Below are 23201 nucleotides of genomic sequence, written 5' to 3'. Positions count from 1 at the left end.
TTTTGTTGTACAACCGTAAAAAGTATGTTATAGTAGGTGACAGCGATAAAGTAACGCGCGAAAGAGTGCGGTCGGAAGAGGAGAGAATGAGATGGAACTTTTCTATAGCAGTACAAGAGACAAGGCAGAGAAGGTGACGGCGTCCCAGGCTATCTTACAGGGTCTGGCTCAGGATGGAGGGTTGTTTGTTCCTTCTTATATCCCGGCACTTTCTGTGGATATGGATGTTTTAAAGGATATGAGCTATCAGGAGACCGCATATGAGGTCATGAGCCGTTTCCTGACAGATTTTTCAGAGAAAGAGTTGAAGGACTGTATTGCAGCAGCCTATGATGAGAAGTTTGATACGAAAGAGATCGCTCCTTTAAAGAAAGCGGGAGAGGCTTATTATCTGGAGCTCTTTCATGGTGCGACCATTGCATTTAAAGATATGGCACTTTCTATTTTGCCGCATCTGATGACTACGGCAGCGAAGAAAAACCAGGCCAGCGGAGAGATCGTGATCCTTACCGCTACTTCCGGTGATACCGGAAAGGCTGCTCTTGCCGGATTTGCGGATGTGCCGGGAACCAGGATCATCGTTTTCTATCCGAAGAACGGTGTGAGTCCCATTCAGGAAAAGCAGATGGTGACCCAGAAGGGAGCCAATACCTATGTGGTGGGTATTCACGGAAACTTCGATGATGCCCAGACAGGAGTGAAGAAGCTTTTCGGTGACAGGGAACTGAACGAGGAGCTGAAAGAGGCGGGCTTTCGTTTTTCCTCTGCAAACTCCATCAATATCGGCCGTCTGGTTCCTCAGATCGTTTATTATGTATATGCTTACGCAAAGCTTTACGGAGCCGGAGTCCTGAAAAAGGGCGAGTCTATGAATGTGGTAGTGCCGACCGGAAACTTCGGAAATATCCTGGCGGCTTATTATGCGAAAGAGATGGGAGTACCTGTCGGGAAACTCATCTGTGCCTCCAATGAGAATAAGGTTCTTTACGATTTCTTCCGTACGGGCTCTTATGACAGAAACAGGGAGTTTGTACTGACCACTTCTCCTTCCATGGATATCCTGATCTCCAGTAATCTGGAGCGGCTGATCTATAAGATCGCCGGAGCAGATGATGTGAAGGATGCCGCATTTATGAAGGAGCTTTCGGAAAAGGGCACTTATACGATTACACCGCAGATGAAAGAAAAGCTGGCTGATTTTTATGGCAATTATGCTTCTGAGGAAGAGACTGCGGCTGAGATTGCACGGCTTTACAAAGAGGCGGATTACGTGATCGATACCCATACGGCAGTGGCTTCTGCAGTTTACCGGAAATACCGGAAGGAGACCGGTGATGAACATGTGACCGTGATCGCTTCCACTGCAAGCCCCTACAAATTTGCAAGAAGTGTCATGGATGCCATTGATGAGAAGTATGATGCAATGGATGATTTCCGCCTTGTAGATGAGCTTTCGGTCCTTTCCAAAACCGCTGTTCCAAAGGCTGTGGAAGAGCTTCGTACGGCTCCTGTCCTTCATGACACTGTGGTAGAAAAGGACGAGATGAAGGCCATCGTGAAAAAGATCCTGAATTTTTAGTTGCATTTGAACACAGTCTGGGGTATACTAAGGTATATCCTGAGATGTGCGATAATCCTATTATTTTGAACCTACATTTTTTTGTCATGGGATTCCTATATTGGTCTTTCGATGTCATGCCGTCATAATGGAACGGAAGACAGAGATCGTACCTGCGGTTGCCCCCCTAGCTCTGCTAGGACTCAAAATACGGGAAACGGCATTTTGGGATATTTTAAAGAATTTACACCGCATGAGGCAGAATACCTTGTGCGGTTTTTTATATTCTGATGTACATATTTCGGAAAATATGGTAAAATAGAAAGGATTTATAACCAGTTACTGTACTGGGAGGATTTCTGGAATTTACATCTGAGAAAGGGGATTTTTCGGCTATGGGAATGACAAAAAGCGTATTTGGAAAGACTTCAAATGGAGAAGTGGTACATCTGGTCACAGTTTCCAATGAGAAAGGGATGTCCATGGAGGTTCTGGATTACGGAGCCACTCTGGTGAGTGTCAATGTGCCGGATAAGGACGGACATACAGAAGATGTGGCACTGGGCTATGATGATGTGCTGGATTATGAGAAAGGAACCGCATATCTCGGAGCCAGTATCGGAAGATGCGGAAACCGCGTGGATCATGCAGAATTTTCCATCAATGGAAAAGAGTACTTTATGGAGAAAAATGAAGGTGAGAACGTCTGCCACAGCGGTCCCAGATGCTACAGCCGCCGGATGTGGGATATGGAGCTTCTGGAAGAGGAGAACAGTGTGCGCTTCCATCTCGTAAGCCCGAATATGGATCAGGGCTTTCCCGGAACCTTTGAAGTGACCGTGACCTATACTCTGACAGAGGAAAATGAGTTGAAGATCCATTATCACGGTACCTGTGATCAGGATTCCATGGTGAATATGACAAACCACAGTTATTTCAATCTTCATGGGCAGGACAGCGGAAAGCTTGTGGAAGATCATCTGGTATGGATCGATGCGGACAATTTCACTCCGGTAAGAGACGATCTGATCCCTACCGGCGAGATCCGTCCGGTAGAAGGAACGCCGCTTGATTTCCGTACAGAAAAATTACTTGGAAAAGACATCTGTGATCCTTATGAGCAGATAACGATCGGTGGCGGTTACGATCATAACTTTGTGCTGAACCATTACGATGGAACGCTTCGTAAGGTTGCCAGTGTAAAAGATCCGGAGAGCGGTCGTGTCATGGAGGTCTTCACGGATCTTCCGGCTATGCAGGTTTATTCCGGAAACTTCCTGGCAGGCGGCCCCGCAGGAAAAAATGGTGCTGTTTATGTGAAGAGAAGTGGATTGGCTATGGAGACTCAGTATTGTCCAGATGCGATCCATCATGAGAATTTTGTAAGCCCGATCCTGAAGGCAGGCGAGGTTTACGATACCGTTACCGTTTATAAATTCCACGCAGAGTGATCTGGGTGCATGTTTTTGCCAAAACCGGATATACATGTAAAAGGCAGGGCGGAACAACTGCTTTGACCGGAAAGGAGTACCGGTTTTGGGGAGACAGGCATGGAAAAAAGGAGTATTTTTGACAGTCTCGCTTTTCAGTGCCGCATTTTTTTGCAGGCTGGAGCGGATCTCGCAGACGGTCTATCTGGGTGAAAGACAGGAAGCGACAGAGGAAGAAGCGGGGAGCGGTCAGGAAGCGGATCTGTCGGAACGATCGACAGAGACTGCACGTCAGACGGAAACAGAGCAACATACAGAAAAAGCTGCAGAAGCAGAAAAACAGGCCGGCCGGATCCGAGTATTGATCCGGTCGGATGATTTTGCGGAGCTTTATCATCAGGAAGTGCGGATCCTCTGCAAAAAGGAAGCGGTTCTTTGTGAAAAAGGGCGGGAAGAGCCTTTGGACGAAGAAGAGGAACTTCGCTTTTCTGCTGCTTCTTCTTTGAAAGAAGGAGAAAGTGTGCTTTTGAAAGGCAGAGAGGAAGACGGCTGTTTTGCTTTGATTGGGCTGAAAAGAGGGTATGAGGATCCTCTTTTTGAAGGGACTCTTACGATTTCGCGGAGAAAAGAGGGATTTCTTGTCGTCAACGAGCTGCCTCTGGAATTGTATATCCGGAAAGTCATTCCCAGTGAAATGCCTTCTTCCTATCCTCTGGAGGCTCTGAAGGCGCAGGCAGTCTGTGCCCGGACGTATGCAGTGAAGCAGATGGAAGTCCTGCGGATGGAAGACGGGATTCCGGCAGATGTGGACGACAGCGTTTCTTATCAGGTCTATAACAACCAGCCGGAAAGCGAACGTTCCAGGCAGGCGTCGGAAGAGACCAGGGGACAGATCATGACAGAAAACGGGGAACTGGTGGATGCCCTTTATTATTCAACCTCCTGCGGGATCCGTATGGATCAGGATCTTTCCCTGGAGCCGGTCTTTGCCTCTTTTCTTTCGGTAAAGCATGAGAGCGATTATGAAAAAGATGAACCCTGGTATCGCTGGAACGTGTATTTTCCGGTGGAACAGCTGACTGAGCGGGCAGCAGAAAAAGGATATGGGGAGATCGGGAGCGTGACGGAGCTGATCCCGGAAAAAAGAGAGAGTTCCGGCTGTCTTTCCGTACTGACGATCAGAGGCAGTACGGGAAATGCAAAGATCGAAGGCGAGTACGCCATACGGAAGTTTTTAAACCCCCGAGATCTGCGGGTCAATTTGAAAAACGGCGAGGCGGCTCCGGAGCTTGGGATGCTTCCCAGCGCGTTCTTTTATCTTGTGCCTTCTTATGAAGGGGAATCGCTTCTGGGCTATGAGATCATCGGAGGCGGTTATGGCCATGGCCGTGGTTTAAGCCAGAATGGCGCCAGAAAAATGGCAGAGAAAGGGAAAACCTTTCTGGAAATACTGAAATATTACTATGGGGAGATTGAACTTCATGATACGTTGGATACAGGAGATCAGAGCTTTATCAAAAAGAATCAGTAAAGCCCGGGTGGATGCCTATGCTGCCCAGTCAGCATTTTATCTTATCATGGGTTTTATTCCCTTTATCATGCTGCTTATGACGCTGCTTCAGTATACGGCAGTGACAAAAAATGACGTGATGGAGCTTCTGATGCAGATCTTACCGGTTTCCTTCCAGGGACTTGTGGAGGATGTGGTTTCTGAGATCTATGTGAAATCCACCACTGTGATCTCTCTCAGTGCGGTGGCTTCTGTCTGGGCCTGTGGCCGGAGTGTTCTGGCGATCACTAACGGGCTGAATTCTGTGAACGGACTGCAGGAAACTCGAAATTATCTGTTCCGCCGGATCCGTTCCGGATTTTATGTGGTGATCATTCTGCTGGCACTCGTATTGTCTCTGGTGCTCTTTGTCTTTGGAAACAGAGTGCATGATGTCTTGATTGAAAGGCTGATCGTACTCCAGAAGTTTTCCAATATGCTGATCGGTATCCGTACAGCCGGTACGATCATTGCCCTGAGTCTTCTTATGGCTGCAATCTATACCTTTCTGCCGAACAGGCGGAGAAAATTCCGCAGCCAGCTTCCGGGAGCGGCAGCGACGGCGCTGAGCTGGTCTCTTTTTTCCTATGCTTTTTCTGTTTATCTGGAGCTTCGTACGGAAGCGGTAAGCATTTACGGAAGCCTGACCACGGTAGTGATGCTGATGCTCTGGCTGTATTTCTGCATGTGGCTGATTTTTTTTGGTGCCATGCTCAATGTGATCCTGGAAGAAAAAACGGGGAAGAGGTCTTGACAAAACCGATCCTTATGAGATAGAATGTTTGCAGTGTTACAGGCTGTGATGGTGACAAGTAGGAGATTCATTTCCAGCAGAGAGGAAGAGTCAGCGGCTGAAAGCTTTTCCGGGTTCCTTGAATGATCCGAATTTCACACCGGAGCTTTTCTCCTGAAGTTTCAGTAGGGAGAGACGTTTCATGCGCGTTAAGCATTTTAAGTGTCTGCCTTCTGGCAGAAAATCGGGTGGTACCGCGGAACTTTTACAGCTTCGTCCCTTTTTGGGAGGAAGCTTTTTTTATGTATCAGGAAGTTGTCGCAAAACCCCAGAAAAAATAAAGGAGAGAATTCATCATGATGAAAGAACAGTTGAAGGCCATCAGAGAAGAAGCGATCAAACAGATTCAGGCTTCCGGCAATCTGGACAAGCTCAACGATGTCCGTGTGGCATTTCTTGGAAAAAAAGGACAGCTGACTGCTGTTTTAAAAGGTATGAAAGATGTAGCACAGGAAGAGCGTCCGGTTGTGGGACAGCTGGTGAACGACACCCGTGCTTCTATTGAGAAAGCTCTGGAAGAGACCAAAAAAATGCTGGAGGAGAAAGCCAGAGAGGAGCAGATGAAGAGAGAGGTCATCGATGTGACCCTTCCTGCCAAGAAGATCAACATGGGACATCGCCATCCCAACAATATCGCCCTGGAAGAGGTTGAGCGGATCTTTGTCGGTATGGGTTATGAGGTTATGGACGGTCCCGAGGTAGAGTACGACCTTTACAATTTCGAGAAGCTGAATATTCCGGCAAACCATCCGGCAAAGGATGAGCAGGATACGTTCTATATCAATAAAGACATTGTGCTCCGTACCCAGACTTCCCCGGTACAGGCCCGTGTCATGGAACAGGGCAAGCTGCCGATCCGTATGCTTTCACCGGGACGTGTTTACCGTTCGGATGAGGTGGATGCGACACATTCTCCGTCCTTCCATCAGATCGAGGGACTGGTTGTAGATAAAGGCATCACCTTTGCAGACCTGAAAGGAACCCTGGCAGAGTTTGCAAAAGAGCTTTTCGGACCGGAGACAAAGACCAAATTCCGTCCGCATCACTTCCCCTTCACAGAGCCCAGTGCCGAGATGGATGTGACCTGCTTCAAATGCGGCGGAAGCGGCTGCCGTTTCTGTAAAGGCAGCGGCTGGATCGAGATCCTTGGCTGTGGTATGGTTCATCCCCATGTATTTGAAATGTGCGGCATCGATCCGGAGGAATACACCGGTTTTGCTTTTGGTGTAGGTCTGGAGCGTATCGCGCTTCTGAAATATGAGATTGATGACATGAGACTGCTGTATGAAAACGATGTTCGTTTCCTGAAACAGTTCTGATAGGAGGAGAATAAAAATGAATACATCACTTTCCTGGATTAAGGCATATGTACCGGATCTGGATGTGACAGCGCAGGAATATACGGATGCCATGACGCTGACCGGTACCAAAGTGGAAACTTTTGAGAAACTGGACGCAGACCTGGATAAGATCGTTATCGGACAGATCCTTTCCATTGAGCGTCACCCGGATGCAGATAAACTGATCATCTGCCAGGTAAATGTCGGAGAAAAAACGGTTCAGATCGTTACCGGTGCCCCTAATGTGCATGAAGGCGACAAGGTTCCTGTTGTTCTGGACGGCGGCCGTGTGGCAGGCGGACATGATGGAAAGAAAACTCCCGGAGGTGTTCCCATTAAAAGCGGAAAGCTCCGTGGCGTGGATTCTTACGGTATGATGTGTTCCATTGAGGAGCTGGGTTCTACCAGAGAGATGTATCCGGAAGCTCCGGAGTATGGTATTTACATTTTCCCGGAGGATGCAGTGGTAGGAGAGAGTGCCGTAAAAGCACTCGGACTGGATGATGTGGTTTTCGAGTATGAGATCACTTCCAACCGTGTAGACTGTTACAGTGTGATTGGTATTGCCCGTGAGGCAGCAGCTACATTCCGCAAAGAATTCAAGCCGCCTGTAGTAACTGCTACCGGAAACAGTGAAGATGTTCACGATTATGTGAAGGTAACGGTCAAAGATACCGATCTCTGCCCGCGTTACTGTGCAAGAGTCGTAAAAAATATCAAGATCGCTCCGTCACCGGTATGGATGCAGAGAAGACTGGCTGCTACCGGAATCCGTCCGATCAATAACATCGTAGATATCACCAACTATGTCATGGAAGAGTATGGTCAGCCCATGCATGCGTTTGATTATGATAAGCTGGCAGGCCATGAGATCGTGGTACGCCGTGCGGAAGCAAATGAGAAATTTGTGACCCTGGATGGTCAGGAACGTACGATGGATGAGAACGTCCTGATGATCTGTGACGGTGAGAAAGCAGTCGGCATCGCAGGTATCATGGGTGGAGAAAACTCCATGATCACGGATGAAGTAAAAACGATGCTGTTTGAGGCTGCCTGCTTCGATGGAACCAATATCCGTCTTTCTTCCAAGAGGATCGGTCTCCGTACGGATGCTTCCGGTAAATTCGAAAAAGGTCTGGATCCCAACAATGCAGAAGCTGCGATCAATCGTGCCTGCCAGCTGATTGAAGAGCTGGGCGCCGGTGAAGTAGTCGGCGGCATGGTGGATGTATATACAAAGAAAAAGGAGCCGGTTCGCATCCCGTTCCAGCCGGAGCGCATCAATGCACTTCTGGGAACCGATGTTTCTGAGGAGGATATGCTGGCTTATTTCAAAAAGATCGATCTTGCCTATGATGCAGAGAAGAGAGAGATCATTGCTCCGACCTTCCGTCATGACCTGTTCCGTATGGCAGATCTGGCAGAAGAGGTTGCCCGTTTCTATGGCTATGACAATATCCCAACCACCCTTCCGAGAGGAGAGGCTACCCTTGGTAAGCTTCCTTTTGAGACACGGATCGAGGGGATTGCAAGAGATGTAGCGGAATTCTCCGGTTTCTCTGAGGCAATGAACTATTCCTTCGAGAGCCCGAAGGTATTTGACAAGCTTCTGATCCCGGCAGACAGTGAACTCCGTAAGACCGTTGTGATCTCCAATCCTTTGGGAGAGGATTTCAGCGTCATGAGAACGCTGCCTCTGCATGGCATGCTGTCTTCCCTGGCGTTCAACTATAACCACAGAAATAAAAATGTCCGCCTCTATGAGCTGGCAAAGGTTTACTTGCCGAAGTCTCTTCCGCTGACCGAGCTGCCGGACGAGCGTGTCCAGTTTACACTTGGCATGTATGGTGAAGGTGATTTCTATGTGATGAAGGGTGTGGTAGAGGAGTTCTTCTCCAAAGCAGGCATCCGCGGCAAGCTCAGTTATGATCCCAAGGCAGGAAAAACCTTCCTGCATCCGGGGCGTCAGGCAAATATCATTTATCATGGAGAGGTGATGGGTTATCTTGGAGAGATCCATCCTCAGGTGGCAGATAATTACGGCATTGGTGACAAAGCATATGTAGCTGTTCTGGATATGCCTGTTGTGGTCAAATACGCAGATTTTGACCGTAAATTCACCGGAATCGCCCGTTTCCCGGCTGTAACCAGAGACTTGAGTATGGTGGTTCCTCATGAGATCCTGGCAGGTGATATCGAGGATATGATCATTCAGCGTGGTGGAAAGATCCTCGAAAGTTATCAGCTTTTCGATGTATACGAAGGCTCCCAGATCAAGGCTGGTTATAAATCCATGGCATATTCTGTGGTATTCCGTGCCAAGGATAAGACACTGGAAGAGAATGAGATCAATACAGCCATGAAGAAGATCCTGAATGGTCTTTCCTCTATGGGAATCGAGCTTCGTCAGTAAGGACAGACAAAATGGATATTTATGTGATTCGTCATGGTCAGACATCCTGGAACGTTGAAAAACGGCTCCAGGGTCGTTCTGATACAGACTTAAATGAAGTAGGAAGAGCGGCAGCGATCAGGACGGGGAAGGCTTTCCGCGAAGTGCCCTTTGATCTGGTGTTCACCAGTCCGTTAAAAAGGGCAAAAGAAACAGCTGCTCTTTTTCTGGGAGAGCGGAAAGTTCCTGTGATCGAAGATGCCAGGATCCAGGAGATCAGCTTTGGCGTTTACGAAGGACTGACCTGCGGAAAGGATAATTACAGCATTCCGGATCCGGAGTTCCATTCATTTTTTGAACATCCAGAACGTTACCAGACGCCTCCGGGAGGAGAAAGCCTGGAAGAACTTGGTGCAAGGACAAAGGCCTTTATGGAAGACATCATGCACCGGCCGGAACTTCAGGACAAAACAGTCCTGGTATCCAGCCACGGCTGTGCCACACGGGGGATCTTAAACAGCATCCGAAGCTTTGATATGGCAGATTTCTGGCATGGAGGTGTTCCGAAAAACTGTAGTGTAGCCTTGATCCGTGTAGAAAACGGCAAGCCCTCTCTGATCTATGAAAACCGTACGTTTTAACTGTTTTTGGAGGAAAAATGAAAACATCAGATTTTTATTATGATCTTCCCGAGGAACTGATCGCCCAGGATCCCCTGGAGGACCGTTCCGCATCCAGACTGATGGTTCTGGATAAGAATACGGGAAAGATCCAGCATCATATTTTTAAGGAAATCGTTCATTACCTGAATCCGGGTGACTGCCTGGTTATCAATGATACAAAGGTCATTCCGGCAAGACTTTATGGAACCAAGGTGGGAACCGATGCCAAGATTGAAGTGCTTCTTCTGAAACGGAAAGAGAACAACATCTGGGAAACTCTGGTAAAGCCGGGAAAAAAAGCAAAGATCGGTACCAGGATCTCTTTCGGCGATGGGCTTCTTATGGGAGAAGTGGTGGATATCGTGGAGGAAGGAAATCGTCTGATCCAGTTCAGCTATGATGGGATTTTTGAAGAGATTCTGGACAAGTTGGGTCAGATGCCGCTTCCGCCCTACATTACACACCAACTGAAGGATAAAAACCGTTATCAGACCGTTTACGCAAAACATGATGGTTCTGCAGCGGCGCCTACAGCCGGCCTTCATTTCACACCGGAGCTTCTGGAGGAGATCAAGGCAAAAGGCGTCAACATCGCTCATGTGACACTTCATGTCGGTCTTGGAACCTTCCGGCCTGTAAAGGTGGAGGACGTGACCCAGCATCATATGCATTCGGAGTTTTATGTGGTGGAGGAGGATCAGGCTGCTCTCATCAATGAAACGAAAAAGAAGGGCGGAAAGATCATTTCTGTGGGAACGACCAGTCTTCGTACGCTGGAGTCGGCTTCTTCGGAGGATGGTATTCTGAAGGCTGGAAGCGGCTGGACGGACATCTTTATCTATCCGGGCTATCGGTTTAAGATCGTAGACCGTCTCATCACCAATTTCCATCTGCCGGAGTCTACACTGATCATGCTGGTTTCCGCACTTGCCGGAAAAGAGCATATCATGGCGGCTTATGAAGAGGCAGTGAAGGATAAATACCGTTTCTTTTCCTTTGGGGATGCGATGTTTATTACAGAAGGAATCGAATGATATGAGTGTCAAAAGGTCTTTTGACACTGGTATCATAGAATAAAAAAACCCCCTGGGGCACTGTGCAAAGCTGCCCTCAGGGGGATTTTTAAAAAAGAAAGGTGAATACCATGGAAGAAACAGAAAAAATGGAATACACGCATAAAGTACAGTATTACGAGACCGATCAGATGGGGATCGTCCACCATTCAAATTATATCCGCTGGTTTGAAGAAGCACGCTCGGATGTTCTGGAAAAAGCCGGCATGGGATATGATGTGATGGAAGCCGAAGGAGTCATCAGTCCGGTACTGGAAGCACATGCGATCTATCGGAGCATGACGCGGTATGGCGAGCAGGTGAAGATCACTGTAAAAATAACAGCCTATAACGGGATCCGTCTTTCCATTACCTATGAAGTTGCGGATGCGGTGACCGGAGAACTTCGCTGTACCGGTGAAACGGCTCATTGTTTTCTTGACAAAAATGGAAAGCCCATCTCACTGAAACGGAAAAAACCGGAAATGCATAAACTGTTTGAAAAAATGCGGGCAGCTTCTACTCTTCCTCCATCTGCAGGCTCTTCAGATCTTCATAAAAGCGAGGATAACTGATGTCTACACATTCCGCATGGTCGATCTCTGTCTCACCATCTGCAGCCAGACCGGCAATGGCGAAGGACATGGCAATGCGGTGATCCAGATGGCTCTGGATCAGGGCTCCGTGGAGAGGATGCCCTCCTTCGATGATCATACCGTCGTCCGTGGCTTCCACATGAGCGCCCATGGCTTTCAGGTTGGATACGACGGTATCGATACGGTTGGATTCTTTTACCTTCAGTTCCTGCGCATCCTTGATGACAGTGGTGCCTTCTGCAAAGCAGGCAAGGACGGCCAATACGGGAATTTCATCGATCAGGGCAGGGATCAGGTCACCGCCGATGACGGCAGCTTTCAAAGAACCGGATCTCACCAGAATATCAGCGACCGGCTCTGCCTGGTCTTTCCGGCGGTTGAGAAGACGGATATCACCGCCCATGGCATGGACTGCCCGGAGGATTCCGTCACGGCTGTGGTTGATGCCTACATTCCGGATCAGGATCTGAGAATCCGGGATCAGAAGGGCGGCTGCAATAAAATAAGCAGCAGAAGAGATATCTCCCGGTACCTCTACCTTCTGACCGATGAGATGAGGACGGGGCTGGATCGTAGAAGTGGTGCCCTCTGTCGTGATCTCTGCACCGAAATAACGGAGCATGAGTTCGGTATGGTTCCGGGTAAGTGCAGCTTCCGTTACACTGGTGGGGCCGTCCGCATAAAGGCCTGCCAGGAGAATGGCAGATTTTACCTGGGCTGACTTTACCGGTGTCGTATAATGGATCCCGTCTAACCGGCTTCCGGTAATGTGAAGCGGCATACAGCCGTTTCCGGGAAGACTTTCGATCTTTGCTCCCATCTGGGAAAGCGGAGTGATGACCCGGTTCATGGGCCGTTTTTTCAAGGAATCATCACCGGTAAGCGTGGTCTCGAAATCCTGGCCTGCCAGGATCCCGGAGAGAAGACGGGTGGTGGTTCCACTGTTGCCCATATCCAGCGTTTCTTTTGGTGCCTGCAGTCCGTCCAGACCTTTTCCGTGGATCAGAAGAGAGTCATCTTTTTCTTCGATATCGATCCCCATTGCCTGAAAAGCCCGGATCGTGGAAAGACAGTCGGCACCCTTCAGAAAATTGGTCACTTCGGTGGTTCCCTCTGCCAGGGATCCCAGCATGACGGCGCGGTGGGAAATGGATTTGTCACCGGGAACGGTGATCTCTCCCCAGAGGGGAGCTGATTTTGTAAATTTCATATGCAGCCCTTTCTAATGTTGTGTGCGTATTCAGGATATTTGTTCAGGCAGCCGAAGATCTGCATTTGACCCTGAACGGTTACTTAACGTTCATAGATCACGTAACGGTATTTCCGGAGAAGATCGACCGCTTTTTTCAGTGCCGGTTCCTCATAGAATTCCACATGAAGGACGGCTTCTTCAAATTCACGGTTGTGGACGATACCGATGTTTTTGATGCTGATACCATTGGTTGCGAGAATCGTGGCTACGGTAGCGATCCCGCCTGCTTCATCCACCAGATCGCAGTAGAGAGAATAACTTTTTGGAAGAGATCCCTGAGAAGAATCAGAAATGGAATTCCGGTAATCCCGGGATTCTGCAAAAAGCTCATGGATCTCTTTTTTGTTGCATTCGGTCAGTTCTTTTTGGATATCCTCAAGGCTTTTTATGTAACGGTTCAGCATGATGAGGATGTTGTCACGGTTGGTGGCACAGATCTGCTCCCACATTTCCGGAGAAGAGGAAGCGATCCGTGTGATATCCTTGAAACCGCCGGCGGCGATGGTCTTCATAGTCTGCTTCTCAGAATCGGAATCTTTCACCAGGTTTACCAGGGAAGCAGCAATGAGATGAGGCAGATGGCTGATAGCGGCTGTGGAAAGATCATGCTCCTCACAGCTTAGGATCAGAGGCAGGGCCTTCAGGGAAATCACCAGCTCTTTGTATTTTTCTACCAGGGCAGGATCCACTTCGCTGGTGGGAGTCAGGATATAGTAAGCATTTTCCAGAAGGATCCTTTTGGAATTTTTAATGCCGGTCTTTTCCGAGCCTGCCATTGGGTGGCCTCCGATGAAAAAACGGTTCAATCCGTTCTTTTCCACTGCCTGGTGGATGTCTGTTTTTGTGCTTCCGACGTCTGTGAGGATTGTTCCTTCCTTAATATAAGGCTTCAGAAGCGGCAGACAGGAAGCATTCGTTTCCACCGGCGCACAGAGAAAAATATAATCACAGGAAGCAAAGGCTTCATTGATGGCGGGAAGTGCTTCGTCGATGATTCCTTCTGCCAGAGCATAATCCAGAGTGGAATGGCTCCTGTTGAAAGCCAGGATCCGGCAGTCCGGATAATAATGCTTCATGGCTCTGGCGATGGAACCGCCGATGAGACCCAAGCCGACAAAGCCGGCCGTAAAGGAACTCATAAGAACTCCCTTCCCTCTAATTTCGCATAAGCGTCCAGCATTTTAGCCAGTTCGTCAAACTGAGGCAGAGTCAGGGACTGAGGACCGTCAGAAAGCGCATAGGTCGGATCATTATGAGCCTCGACCATGATACCGTCGGCGCCGGCTGCAATGGCACATTTAGCCAGAGGAGCAACATAGGCACGTACGCCGGTGGCATGGCTGGGATCTACGATAATGGGCAGATGGGATTTGGAACGGATCACCGGAACAGCACTGATATCCAGTGTATTTCTGGTGGCAGTTTCATAGGTGCGGATGCCGCGTTCGCAGAGGACAACATTGGGGTTTCCTTCGGCCATGATATATTCTGCAGCATTGAGCCACTCATCGATGGTGGCTGCCATACCTCTCTTTAAAAGAACCGGATGACCGGAACGGCCAACCTCACGCAGAAGCTGGAAGTTCTGCATATTCCGGGCACCGATCTGAACCATGTCTACATATTTAACAGCGGCTTCCAGAGAAGCGGTGCTGATGACTTCGCAGATGGTGGCAAGACCTGTCTCTTCACTGGCTTCTTTCATATAGCGAAGACCTTCTTCCTCCAGACCCTGGAAGGAGTAGGGGGAGGTACGGGGCTTGTATGCGCCGCCTCTGAGGATTGTCGCACCGGATTTTCTTACAGCTCTGGCGATGGTCATAAGCTGCTCTTCGGATTCAATGGCACAGGGACCGGCCATGATGGTGAGGTTGTTCGGGCCAATTTCCGTATTTCCGACTTTTACGATGCTTGGTTCCGGATGGAATTTCCGGTTGGAAAGCTTATAGCTTTCTGTTACCGGGACGATACGGTCCACATCGGGGAGAAGCTCCAGGTTTTTGCCGGTGAGTTTCTTTTTATCGCCGACTACGCCGATGATGGTGACCTCTTCACCCTGGGAAAGATGGGCAGTCAGACCGTTGTTTTCGATAAAATGCTTCACTTCCTGGATATGGTCGGAAGAAGCATGAGGTTTCATTACGATAATCATTTGTTTTTCATCCTTTTCATCTTTTTTTGCAATCTTCACTCATTGTACTATCAGCTGTTTCAGATGTCAATACTTTATGACTTTAAAGTGTAAAAAATGCGTTCCGTCTGTGCTTCCGGAAATCTGAGGAGAAGTGTGACAAAAGAATTTCATTTTGCTGAAAAAAATTCAAAAACTTCTTGTTAAAAATGAATAAAGTAGTTGAAATTTAATGGATTTTTTAGTACAATATACCCATACATGAAATATTCCGTTTCAGCAGAGGAAATATTTCACAGGGCTTTATAAAACTAACTAGTATTGGAGGAAAATCGTATGAAAGTTTACACAACAGACAGAATTCGTAACGTAGTTGTTCTGGGCCATGGTGGTTCCGGTAAGACCAGCCTGGTAGAGGCACTGGCATACATGGGAGGAATTACCAGCCGTCTGGGCAGCGTGGCAGAAGGAAATACGATCAGCGATTTTGATAAAGAAGAGATCAAACGTAAATTTTCAATCAATACATCTGTAGTGCCGGTTATCTGGGGTGATGTGAAATTGAATATTCTGGATACACCGGGTTATTTTGACTTTGCAGGCGAGGCGGAAGAGGCAGCATCCGCAGCAGACGCAGCGATCATCGTGGTTTCCGGTAAGAACGGAGTGGAAGTGGGAACCCAGAAGGCATGGGCACTCTGTGAGAAATACAAACTCCCCAGAATGTTCTATGTAAGCAATATGGATGTGGATAATGCCAGCTTCCGTCAGGTAGTGGAAGATCTGACGGAATTATATGGAAAGAAAATTGCTCCCATTCACCTTCCGATCCGTGAGAATGAGCAGTTTGTCGGTTATGTAAACGTTGTAAAGAAGAAAGGTCGTCGTTATCTGGCAAAAGGTCAGAAGGAAGAGTGCCCGATCCCTTCCTATTCAGAGGAATATCTGGAGAAATACCGTGAGCTTCTTCTGGAAGCGGTAGCTGAGACCAGTGAAGATTTCATGGAGCGTTATTTCGGTGGAGAAGAGTTCTCTGTACCGGAGATCCTGATGGCGCTGACTGCTGACGTGGACGATGGAACCATCGTGCCGGTAACGTTAGGCTCCAGCACCCAGCTGAAAGGAATTGCGAACCTTCTGGATGATATGGTTCAGTATTTCCCGAAGCCCAACGACAGAAAGAAAGCAGGTATCCTGACCAAGAGCAATGAAGTCTTTGAGGCGGATTATGATTTCGCAAAAACGAAGTCTGCGCAGATCTTCAAGACGATTGTGGATCCGTTCATTGGTAAATATTCTCTCATCAAGGTCTGCTCCGGTGTTATCAAAAATGACGATACGCTTTACAATGTGACCAAAGAAACAGAGGAAAAACTCAGCAAGCTGTATGTTATGGAAGGAAGCCGCACCATTGAGGTTCCGGAGCTCCATGCAGGAGATATCGGTGCGATCGGAAAACTGGATGCAAAGACCGGTGACACCCTTTCCTCCAAGAACAATCCGATCCAGTACGGCAGACCGGATCTTCCGGTTCCCTATACCTACAAACGTTATTATGCAAAGAACAAGAGTGATGATGATAAGGTGGCACAGGCTCTGGCCAAGATCATGCAGGAGGATCTGACCATGAAGGCAGTCAACGATTCCGAGAACCGTCAGACACTGCTTTATGGTATGGGAGACCAGCATCTGGAGCTCATCATCAGCAAGATCCTTACCAAATATAAGATTGAAGTAGAACTGGTAAAACCGAAAGTAGCTTTCCGTGAGACCCTTCGTAAGAATGCCGATGTAGAAGCAAAATATAAGAAACAGTCCGGCGGTCATGGTCAGTATGGTCATGTAAAGATGCGTTTTGAGCCCTCCGGTGATCTGGATAAACCGTACGTATTTGAGCAGGAAGTGGTAGGCGGAGCCGTTCCGAAGAACTATTTCCCGGCAGTAGAAAAAGGAATCCAGGAAGCAGTTCAGCGCGGACCTCTGGCAGCTTATCCGGTTGTTGGCGTAAAGGCTGTCCTTTACGATGGATCTTACCATCCGGTAGATTCTTCCGAGATGGCTTTCAAGACGGCAGCGATCATGGCCTTCAAGAAAGGCTTTATGGAAGCTTCACCGGTACTTCTTGAGCCGATCTCTTCCTTAAAGGTGGTTGTTCCGGATAAATATACCGGTGATGTTATGGGTGATCTGAACAAACGCCGCGGCCGTGTACTTGGAATGAATCCGGACCATAAAGGAAATCAGATCATTGAAGCAGATATTCCGACGATGGAGCTTTACGGATATTCCACCACACTTCGCGCCATGACAGGCGGAAGCGGAGACTTCTCTTATGAGTTTGCCCGCTATGAGCAGGCACCTTCTGATATCCAGAAGAAGGAAGTAGAAGAGAGAGCAAGCAAAGTAAATAATACCGTTGAGTAATCAAGCAACAGGGAGCATCCGGTGAAAATTATCACCGGATGTTTTCCGGCTTTGAAAAAGGTGATTTCTGGGAGGAACGAATGGAAAAAAGAAAAGAATTTCTGGTGTGTATCGATTCAGACGGTTGTGTTATGGACACGATGGATCTGAAGCATGACAAATGTCTGGCACCCTGTATGCTGATGGTATGGGAACTGGGAGAATATAAAATCGAGCTGACAGCCCGCTGGAGAGAGATCAATCTCTACAGTCTGGACAGAGGAACCAACCGTTTCCGTGGACTGGCTAAAATGCTGAAGGAAGTCAACGAAAACTACAAGCGGATCGAAGGCCTCGCCGGTTATGTTCACTGGGTTTCCACCACAGAGGAACTTTCCGATGAGAGCTTAAAGGAAGCCTATGAGGAGACCGGAAATGAGTGTATGCGGAAAGCTCTGGCCTGGTCGGAACTGGTGAACGGCTCCATGAATTTTATGTATGAGGGCGAGGTTCTGGCATTCGACGGTGTAAAAGAGGTCTTAAAAGAAATCGTAAAAGAGGCGGATATTGCCGTGGTTTCTGCAGGTGGAAATGCAGAGGTTCAGAGAGACTGGAAACAGAACGGACTGGAATCCTATGTCAATGAGTTCCTTACCCAGGAAGGCGGCGAAAAAGAAATTCTGGTGGAAAAGCTTCTGGAATTTGGTTATGACAAGGATCATGTGCTGATGATCGGAGATGCACCCTCTGATCTGGAGGCGGCAGGAAAGAACGGGATCCTGTTCTATCCGATCCTGGTAAGAGAAGAAGAAGAGTCCTGGAGAAAATTCCTTCAGGGTGCCTGGGAAAGATTTATTGCCCTGAATTACCGTGGTGATTTTCAGCGTCGGGTAAATCAGGAATTTCTGGATAATTTCTGACAGGTGGTCAAAACAAAAAAAGACAACCCCCTTTTTTATCTGCGGGAGCTGTCTTTTTCTTTTGGCATGTACCGCTTATGCTTCGGAAGCGGCTTCAGTGGATACGGCTTCTGTCTCATCCATTGTGAAATCGATGACATCCTCGGTGGAGGATTCTTCTCCACCCTCATATTCCTGATAATAGTCTTCCTCACTCACTTCTGTGATCTTGGCGTTGTCCAGCAGAAGCTTCTGGACTTTTCCGCGGAGCAGCTCTTCCATGACACTGTCTTTGGAATAGGTAGATTCAAATTCTTCTACACTGCTCATCCCATAAGTATCCAGGTTGTCTTCAACATATTTCTGATATTCGTCATCGGAAACGGTGAGTTTTTCTTTTTCAGCAATACTGGTAATGACCATGTCCTCATAGACCATGCTCTCCACAGCAGCTTTTGTTTCCTCCTCGGTGCCTTCAAAATCAGAAACATCCAGACCGAGCATCTCTGCATAAGCCTGATTGGTCTGATCATAGAGATCCTTACATGTATTGTAAAGATCGTCCGGATAGCCTTTAAAGGTACTGTTTTCCACTACCTGGGTAAGCGCATCGCTGCCGGCTGTGTATTCGTTATTCTCATCAGCCGAAGCTTCCAGGCTTTTTTTCAGGTCTTCCTTATAAGCATCTACGGTATCAAAATCGGAGATGGAAGCCACAAATTCATCGGTGAGCTCCGGGCGTTCTATCTCGGAGACGCTGTTGACCGTGAGAGTCACATGGATCTTCTGGCCTGCCAGAGAATCGTCAAAATAATAGTTCTCCGGAATGGTGAGATCCATTTCCTTGGTGTCATCGGCCTTCATACCGATGATCTCACTCTCTGCGTCCTGAAGGATATCACCCTCCAGATAGCCGGCTCCCAGCTCTATATCCATATCTTCTCCGCTGCCGCCGTCAAATGCTTCTCCGTTCATTGTGGAACTGTAGGTGATATTGACCATATCACCGTTCTGTGCGGCCCGGTCTGTTTCAAAGTATTCGGTGTTGTCATCCAGCGTATAGGAAATCTCCTGCTCCAGGTCATCGTCGGTGATCTCTGTCTTGATCTTGCTGATCTCCAGACCCTTGTATTCACCAAGCGTCATATATTTTCCGTATGTGGAGGAGGAAGAACAGCCTCCGAGAAGGAGTGCTGCGGTACAGGTCACTCCAAGGGCATATGAAATGCGTTTTTTCATGTATCTGATTCCTTTCTTTCGGGTTACAAACCCTGTTAGTGTTCTAAGTATAACACAAAAATGTGAAAAAGGTGTGTAAAAAAGAAAAAATACTTTAAAAATGAATTTACCTATGTTATAATGACAAAAGTTAAGAAAAAAGGAGGCTAGAGAAATGAAACACATCAAGACCTTAAATACAGAAAGACTTCAGAACACCTTAAAGAAAGGTGGCTGCGGAGAGTGCCAGACTTCCTGTCAGTCCGCATGCAAAACTTCCTGTACAGTAGGAAACCAGAGCTGCGAAAACAATAAATAATCAGAAAAATGCGAGATAGGCAGCGGACCTTATGTTCGCTGCTTATTGCTTGAAAGGGGTTAAATGAATCGTGGTCCATCGGTATAAAAATAATGGATACAATATTGTGCTGGATGTCAACAGCGGCGCGGTTCATGTGGTTGATGATATCGTTTATGACGTGATTCCATATCTGGAGCAGGATGGAGAAACTCCTGCATCCATCCGGGACAGCCTTGCAGGGAAATACCCGGAGGAAGAGATCAAGGCTGCCATGGATGAATGTCAGGAGCTGAAAGAGAGCGGACTTCTTTTCACAGAAGACCGTTACCGTCCGGCCATTGAGGACTTTAAAAAACGTCCTACCGTGGTAAAAGCTCTGTGTTTACATATCGCACATGACTGTAATCTTGCCTGTCAGTATTGCTTTGCAGAAGAAGGAGAATATCATGGCCGCCGGGCTCTTATGAGCTTTGAGGTGGGTAAAAAGGCTCTGGATTTCCTGATCGCCAATTCAGGAAGCCGCCGGAACCTGGAGGTAGACTTCTTTGGCGGCGAGCCACTGATGAACTGGCAGGTAGTAAAGGATCTTGTCCGTTACGGGCGTGAGCAGGAGAAGATCCACAATAAGAATTTCCGTTTTACCCTGACTACCAACGGTGTACTCTTAAACGATGAAGTGATGGAGTTCTGTAACCGTGAGATGGGAAATGTGGTCTTAAGTATGGACGGAAGAAAGGAAGTTCACGATAAGATGCGTCCTTTCCGCAATGGAAAAGGAAGTTATGATCTCATCGTTCCGAAATTCCAGAAATTTGCAGAGAGCAGAGACCAGCAGAGATATTATGTGAGAGGTACGTTTACGCACCATAATCTTGATTTTTCTGAAGATGTCCTGCACTATGCAGATCTTGGCTTCAAACAGGTTTCCATGGAGCCGGTAGTTGCTCCGCCGGAGGCAGATTATGCCATCCGTGAGGAAGATGTTCCGAAAATCTGTGAAGAATACGACAGACTGGCAAAAGAGATGATCAAGAGAGAGAAGGAAGGCAGAGGCTTTAATTTCTTCCATTTCATGATCGATCTTTCCGGTGGTCCCTGTGTTTATAAACGGCTTTCCGGCTGTGGCTCAGGAACCGAATATCTGGCAGTGACCCCATGGGGTGATTTTTATCCCTGCCATCAGTTTGTCGGAAATGAAAAGTTCCTTCTTGGCAATGTGGATACGGGAATCGTCAACACAGAGATCCAGGATGAATTCAAGTGCTGCAATGTTTATGCAAAGGAAAAATGTCAGAAGTGTTTTGCAAGATTTTACTGCAGCGGAGGCTGTGCTGCCAATTCTTATAACTTCCATGGCTCCATCAACGATGCCTATGACATCGGCTGTGAGCTTGAGCGCAAGCGAGTGGAGTGCGCGATTATGATCAAAGCCGCCCTGGCGGATGAAGAAAAAGGAGAATAAAGCCATGAAGAAAAACAAAGCGATCGCTGTTGTGATCGTCACAGCCCTGTTCCTGGGACTTCTGACCTTTACCGCAGCAATTGGATTCGGTCCTACGGGCACCGGCTCCGCAAAGAACATTAAGACCGGACTGGATCTGGCCGGCGGTGTAAGTATTACTTATCAGGCAGTCGGCGATGAGAGCCCGACACAGGAGCAGATGAAAGATACGATTTATAAGCTGCAGCAGCGTGTAGACGGCTACAGCACAGAGGCTCAGGTTTACCAGGAAGGTTCTGACCGTATCAACATTGAGATCCCCGGTGTATCCGATGCCAATGCGATCCTGGAAGAACTGGGTAAACCCGGTTCTCTGGAGTTCCAGCTGACCGATGGAAGTGTTGTACTGGATGGTTCTCAGGTTGCTTCTGCAGAAGCAGGTGTTCAGCCGGACAGCATGAAGAACAAAGAATGGGTTGTACAGCTGACTCTGACAGACGAGGGTGCAAAAGCTTTTGCTGATGCCACCAGCGCAAATGTTGGAAAACAGATCGCGATCGTTTATGATGGAGAAGTGATCAGCTCCCCGAGAGTCAATGAAGCGATCACAGACGGAAGAGCCGTGATCAGCGGTATGGCCGACCAGAGCGAGGCGGAGAAGCTTGCTTCTTCCATTCGTATCGGTTCTCTTTCTCTGAAACTGGAAGAGCTGCGTTCTCAGGTGGTAGGCGCACAGCTTGGCGAAGAAGCCATTCACACCAGCCTGATCGCCGGTGCGATCGGTCTTGTCATCGTAATTCTTTTCATGATCCTTGTTTATCGTCTTCCGGGTGTGGTTGCCGGTATTGCACTTCTGCTGTATACAGCTCTGATGCTGGTGACTCTGAATGCGTTTGATATCACACTGACGCTTCCTGGTATCGCAGGTATCATCCTCGGTATCGGAATGGCTGTGGATGCCAACGTGATTATCTATGCCCGTATTCGTGAGGAGATTGCTGCAGGAAAGAGCGTCCTGAATTCCATTCAGACCGGCTTCCAGAAAGCATTATCTGCGATCGTGGACGGTAATATCACGACTCTGATCGCTGCTTTGGTCCTTGGTATCCTGGGATCCGGAAGCGTAAAAGGTTTTGCCTATACACTGGCTATGGGTATCGTACTTTCCATGTTCAGTGCGCTGGTCATTTCCAGATATCTGACTCTCGCATTCTATGCACTGTTTGCAAGAGACAAGAAATATTATGGTGAAGCAAAAGAAAGAAAACCCATCGATTTCCTTGGAAAGAGAAAGATCTGCTTTATCATTTCCATTATCCTGATCGTTCTCGGACCGGTTACCATGGGAATTTATTCCGGTTCCGGCAAAGGTGCCCTGAACTACAGCCTGGAGTTCAAAGGCGGTACCTCCACCAATGTGACCTTCAATGAAGATATGAGCATCGCTGATATCGATTCCAAAGTAAAACCGGTGGTTCAGGAAGTGACTGGAGACGCAGACATCCAGACACAGAAAGTAACAGGAACCAATCAGGTCATCATCAAGACCAGAACACTGGATCTGGATGAGAGAAATAGTCTGAATGATAAACTGGCTGAGAACTTTGATGTGGATACTTCTCTGATCGCTTCTGAGAACATTTCTGCTACCATTGGAAGCGAAATGCGTAAAGATGCCGTAATGGCAGTTATCATTGCAACGATCTGTATGCTGATCTACATCTGGTTCCGTTTCAAGGATATCCGTTTTGCAGCAAGTGCGGTTCTGGCTCTGGTACATGATGTGCTCGTAGTTCTGATGTTCTACGCAGTATCCCGTATTTCCATCGGAAATACCTTTATTGCCTGCATGCTGACCATTGTTGGTTACTCTATCAACGCAACGATCGTTATTTTTGACCGTATCCGTGAGAACCTGAAGGTAATGGGCAAAAAAGAGAGTATTTACGATGTGGTAAACAACAGTATCACACAGACTCTGACAAGAAGTATTTATACTTCCTTTACTACCTTTATTATGGTAGCGATCCTGTTCATTCTGGGTGTTCCTTCCATCCGTGAGTTTGCACTTCCGTTGATGGTGGGTGTGGTATGTGGAGCATATTCTTCTGTATGTATCACTGGTGCTCTCTGGTATACAATGAGAGAGAGACTGGTGAAAAAAGAAGCATAAACAGACCGGAT

The 23201-nt window shown here is 47.8% G+C and carries 18 protein-coding genes, 1 other RNA gene and 1 other annotated feature; of the genes, 15 read left to right on the top strand and 4 right to left on the bottom strand.

Annotated features, from left to right (window positions below; genetic code table 11):
- Positions 1-91: 91 nt before the first annotated feature.
- From thrC to DXA57_RS06445, 10 genes are all read left to right on the top strand, one after another.
- Positions 92-1579 (top strand): threonine synthase, encoded by a 1488-nt coding sequence (gene thrC / locus DXA57_RS06495; protein ID WP_117765786.1) that lies wholly within the window; start codon positions 92-94, stop codon positions 1577-1579.
- Between the two features lie 33 nt (positions 1580-1612).
- A non-coding RNA gene (gene ssrS, locus DXA57_RS06490) (6S RNA) lies at positions 1613-1794 on the top strand.
- A 159-nt stretch (positions 1795-1953) separates the two neighbouring features.
- Positions 1954-3009, top strand: coding sequence for an aldose epimerase family protein (locus DXA57_RS06485; RefSeq protein ID WP_117765784.1), 1056 nt, complete (start codon positions 1954-1956; stop codon positions 3007-3009).
- A gap of 85 nt (positions 3010-3094) precedes the next feature.
- The gene (locus tag DXA57_RS06480; RefSeq protein WP_117765782.1) at positions 3095-4519 is read left to right on the top strand and encodes a SpoIID/LytB domain-containing protein; all 1425 of its coding nucleotides are present in this window, start codon (positions 3095-3097) and stop codon (positions 4517-4519) included.
- Positions 4470-5291, top strand: a complete 822-nt coding sequence (locus DXA57_RS06475; RefSeq protein WP_158571247.1) for a YihY/virulence factor BrkB family protein — start codon at positions 4470-4472, stop codon at positions 5289-5291. Before DXA57_RS06480 ends, DXA57_RS06475 begins: the two co-directional genes overlap by 50 nt.
- A 36-nt stretch (positions 5292-5327) precedes the next feature.
- Positions 5328-5554, top strand: a binding site (T-box leader).
- Between the two features lie 75 nt (positions 5555-5629).
- On the top strand, positions 5630-6649 hold the full coding sequence (pheS, locus tag DXA57_RS06465) for a phenylalanine--tRNA ligase subunit alpha (RefSeq protein WP_117765991.1): 1020 nt from the start codon (positions 5630-5632) through the stop codon (positions 6647-6649).
- A 16-nt stretch (positions 6650-6665) separates the two neighbouring features.
- Positions 6666-9083: a phenylalanine--tRNA ligase subunit beta gene (gene pheT / locus DXA57_RS06460; RefSeq protein WP_117765776.1), complete on the top strand. Its 2418-nt coding sequence runs from the start codon at positions 6666-6668 to the stop codon at positions 9081-9083.
- An 11-nt stretch (positions 9084-9094) separates the two neighbouring features.
- Positions 9095-9703: a histidine phosphatase family protein gene (locus DXA57_RS06455; protein ID WP_117765774.1), complete on the top strand. Its 609-nt coding sequence runs from the start codon at positions 9095-9097 to the stop codon at positions 9701-9703.
- 17 nt (positions 9704-9720) lie between these two features.
- The gene (queA, locus tag DXA57_RS06450; protein ID WP_117765772.1) at positions 9721-10758 is read left to right on the top strand and encodes a tRNA preQ1(34) S-adenosylmethionine ribosyltransferase-isomerase QueA; all 1038 of its coding nucleotides are present in this window, start codon (positions 9721-9723) and stop codon (positions 10756-10758) included.
- Positions 10759-10868: 110 nt separating this feature from the next.
- Entirely contained in the window at positions 10869-11351 is a 483-nt protein-coding gene (locus DXA57_RS06445; protein WP_243005725.1) for an acyl-CoA thioesterase, read from the top strand.
- Here DXA57_RS06445 and aroA read toward each other — a convergent pair.
- The 3 genes from aroA to aroF all read right to left on the bottom strand — a co-directional run bounded on the left by aroA (position 11296) and on the right by aroF (position 14776).
- Positions 11296-12582: a 3-phosphoshikimate 1-carboxyvinyltransferase gene (gene aroA / locus DXA57_RS06440; RefSeq protein ID WP_117765770.1), complete on the bottom strand. Its 1287-nt coding sequence runs from the start codon at positions 12580-12582 to the stop codon at positions 11296-11298. The two genes, DXA57_RS06445 and aroA, sit on opposite strands and share 56 nt — an antisense overlap.
- Positions 12583-12665: 83 nt before the next feature.
- Positions 12666-13763, bottom strand: coding sequence for a prephenate dehydrogenase (locus tag DXA57_RS06435; protein WP_117765768.1), 1098 nt, complete (start codon positions 13761-13763; stop codon positions 12666-12668).
- The gene (gene aroF / locus DXA57_RS06430; RefSeq protein WP_117765766.1) at positions 13760-14776 is read right to left on the bottom strand and encodes a 3-deoxy-7-phosphoheptulonate synthase; all 1017 of its coding nucleotides are present in this window, start codon (positions 14774-14776) and stop codon (positions 13760-13762) included. Before aroF ends, DXA57_RS06435 begins: the two co-directional genes overlap by 4 nt.
- A gap of 315 nt (positions 14777-15091) precedes the next feature.
- Here aroF and DXA57_RS06425 point away from each other — a divergent pair, with 315 nt between their 5' ends.
- Together DXA57_RS06425 and DXA57_RS06420 are read left to right on the top strand one after the other, a co-directional pair.
- Complete coding sequence (locus tag DXA57_RS06425) at positions 15092-17179, top strand: elongation factor G (protein ID WP_117765764.1); 2088 nt, start codon at positions 15092-15094, stop codon at positions 17177-17179.
- An 80-nt stretch (positions 17180-17259) separates the two neighbouring features.
- Entirely contained in the window at positions 17260-18078 is an 819-nt protein-coding gene (locus DXA57_RS06420; protein WP_158571246.1) for an HAD hydrolase-like protein, read from the top strand.
- A gap of 75 nt (positions 18079-18153) precedes the next feature.
- On the opposite strand, the gene tig is transcribed toward DXA57_RS06420, so the two are convergent.
- Positions 18154-19296: a trigger factor gene (gene tig / locus DXA57_RS06415; RefSeq protein WP_158571245.1), complete on the bottom strand. Its 1143-nt coding sequence runs from the start codon at positions 19294-19296 to the stop codon at positions 18154-18156.
- A 154-nt stretch (positions 19297-19450) separates the two neighbouring features.
- On the opposite strand from tig, the gene scfA reads away from it, so the two are divergent.
- From scfA to secD, 3 genes are all read left to right on the top strand, one after another.
- Positions 19451-19594, top strand: a complete 144-nt coding sequence (gene scfA, locus DXA57_RS06410) for a six-cysteine ranthipeptide SCIFF (RefSeq protein ID WP_117765758.1) — start codon at positions 19451-19453, stop codon at positions 19592-19594.
- 70 nt (positions 19595-19664) lie between these two features.
- Positions 19665-21038, top strand: coding sequence for a thioether cross-link-forming SCIFF peptide maturase (gene scfB / locus DXA57_RS06405; RefSeq protein WP_117765756.1), 1374 nt, complete (start codon positions 19665-19667; stop codon positions 21036-21038).
- A 4-nt stretch (positions 21039-21042) separates the two neighbouring features.
- Complete coding sequence (gene secD, locus DXA57_RS06400) at positions 21043-23190, top strand: protein translocase subunit SecD (protein WP_117765987.1); 2148 nt, start codon at positions 21043-21045, stop codon at positions 23188-23190.
- The last annotated feature ends 11 nt before the right edge of the window (positions 23191-23201 follow it).

The sequence above is a fragment of the Blautia sp. OF03-15BH genome (assembly GCF_003463065.1).
Classification (GTDB): Bacteria; Bacillota; Clostridia; order Lachnospirales; family Lachnospiraceae; genus Limivivens.
Note: the sequence above shows the minus strand (reverse complement) of the source record. Positions and strands in the feature narration are given on the sequence as shown.

Bases quoted from the DNA above. Each gene is read 5' to 3' on its own strand.
- thrC (WP_117765786.1), top strand. From the start codon at position 92: ATGGAACTTTTCTATAGCAGTACAAGAGACAAGGCAGAGAAGGTGACG.
- DXA57_RS06485 (WP_117765784.1), top strand. From the start codon at position 1,954: ATGGGAATGACAAAAAGCGTATTTGGAAAGACTTCAAATGGAGAAGTG.
- DXA57_RS06475 (WP_158571247.1), top strand. From the start codon at position 4,470: ATGATACGTTGGATACAGGAGATCAGAGCTTTATCAAAAAGAATCAGT.
- pheS (WP_117765991.1), top strand. From the start codon at position 5,630: ATGAAAGAACAGTTGAAGGCCATCAGAGAAGAAGCGATCAAACAGATT.
- pheT (WP_117765776.1), top strand. From the start codon at position 6,666: ATGAATACATCACTTTCCTGGATTAAGGCATATGTACCGGATCTGGAT.
- DXA57_RS06455 (WP_117765774.1), top strand. From the start codon at position 9,095: ATGGATATTTATGTGATTCGTCATGGTCAGACATCCTGGAACGTTGAA.
- queA (WP_117765772.1), top strand. From the start codon at position 9,721: ATGAAAACATCAGATTTTTATTATGATCTTCCCGAGGAACTGATCGCC.
- DXA57_RS06445 (WP_243005725.1), top strand. From the start codon at position 10,869: ATGGAAGAAACAGAAAAAATGGAATACACGCATAAAGTACAGTATTAC.
- aroA (WP_117765770.1), bottom strand. From the start codon at position 12,582: ATGAAATTTACAAAATCAGCTCCCCTCTGGGGAGAGATCACCGTTCCC.
- DXA57_RS06435 (WP_117765768.1), bottom strand. From the start codon at position 13,763: ATGAGTTCCTTTACGGCCGGCTTTGTCGGCTTGGGTCTCATCGGCGGT.
- aroF (WP_117765766.1), bottom strand. From the start codon at position 14,776: ATGATTATCGTAATGAAACCTCATGCTTCTTCCGACCATATCCAGGAA.
- DXA57_RS06425 (WP_117765764.1), top strand. From the start codon at position 15,092: ATGAAAGTTTACACAACAGACAGAATTCGTAACGTAGTTGTTCTGGGC.
- DXA57_RS06420 (WP_158571246.1), top strand. From the start codon at position 17,260: ATGGAAAAAAGAAAAGAATTTCTGGTGTGTATCGATTCAGACGGTTGT.
- tig (WP_158571245.1), bottom strand. From the start codon at position 19,296: ATGAAAAAACGCATTTCATATGCCCTTGGAGTGACCTGTACCGCAGCA.
- scfA (WP_117765758.1), top strand. From the start codon at position 19,451: ATGAAACACATCAAGACCTTAAATACAGAAAGACTTCAGAACACCTTA.
- secD (WP_117765987.1), top strand. From the start codon at position 21,043: ATGAAGAAAAACAAAGCGATCGCTGTTGTGATCGTCACAGCCCTGTTC.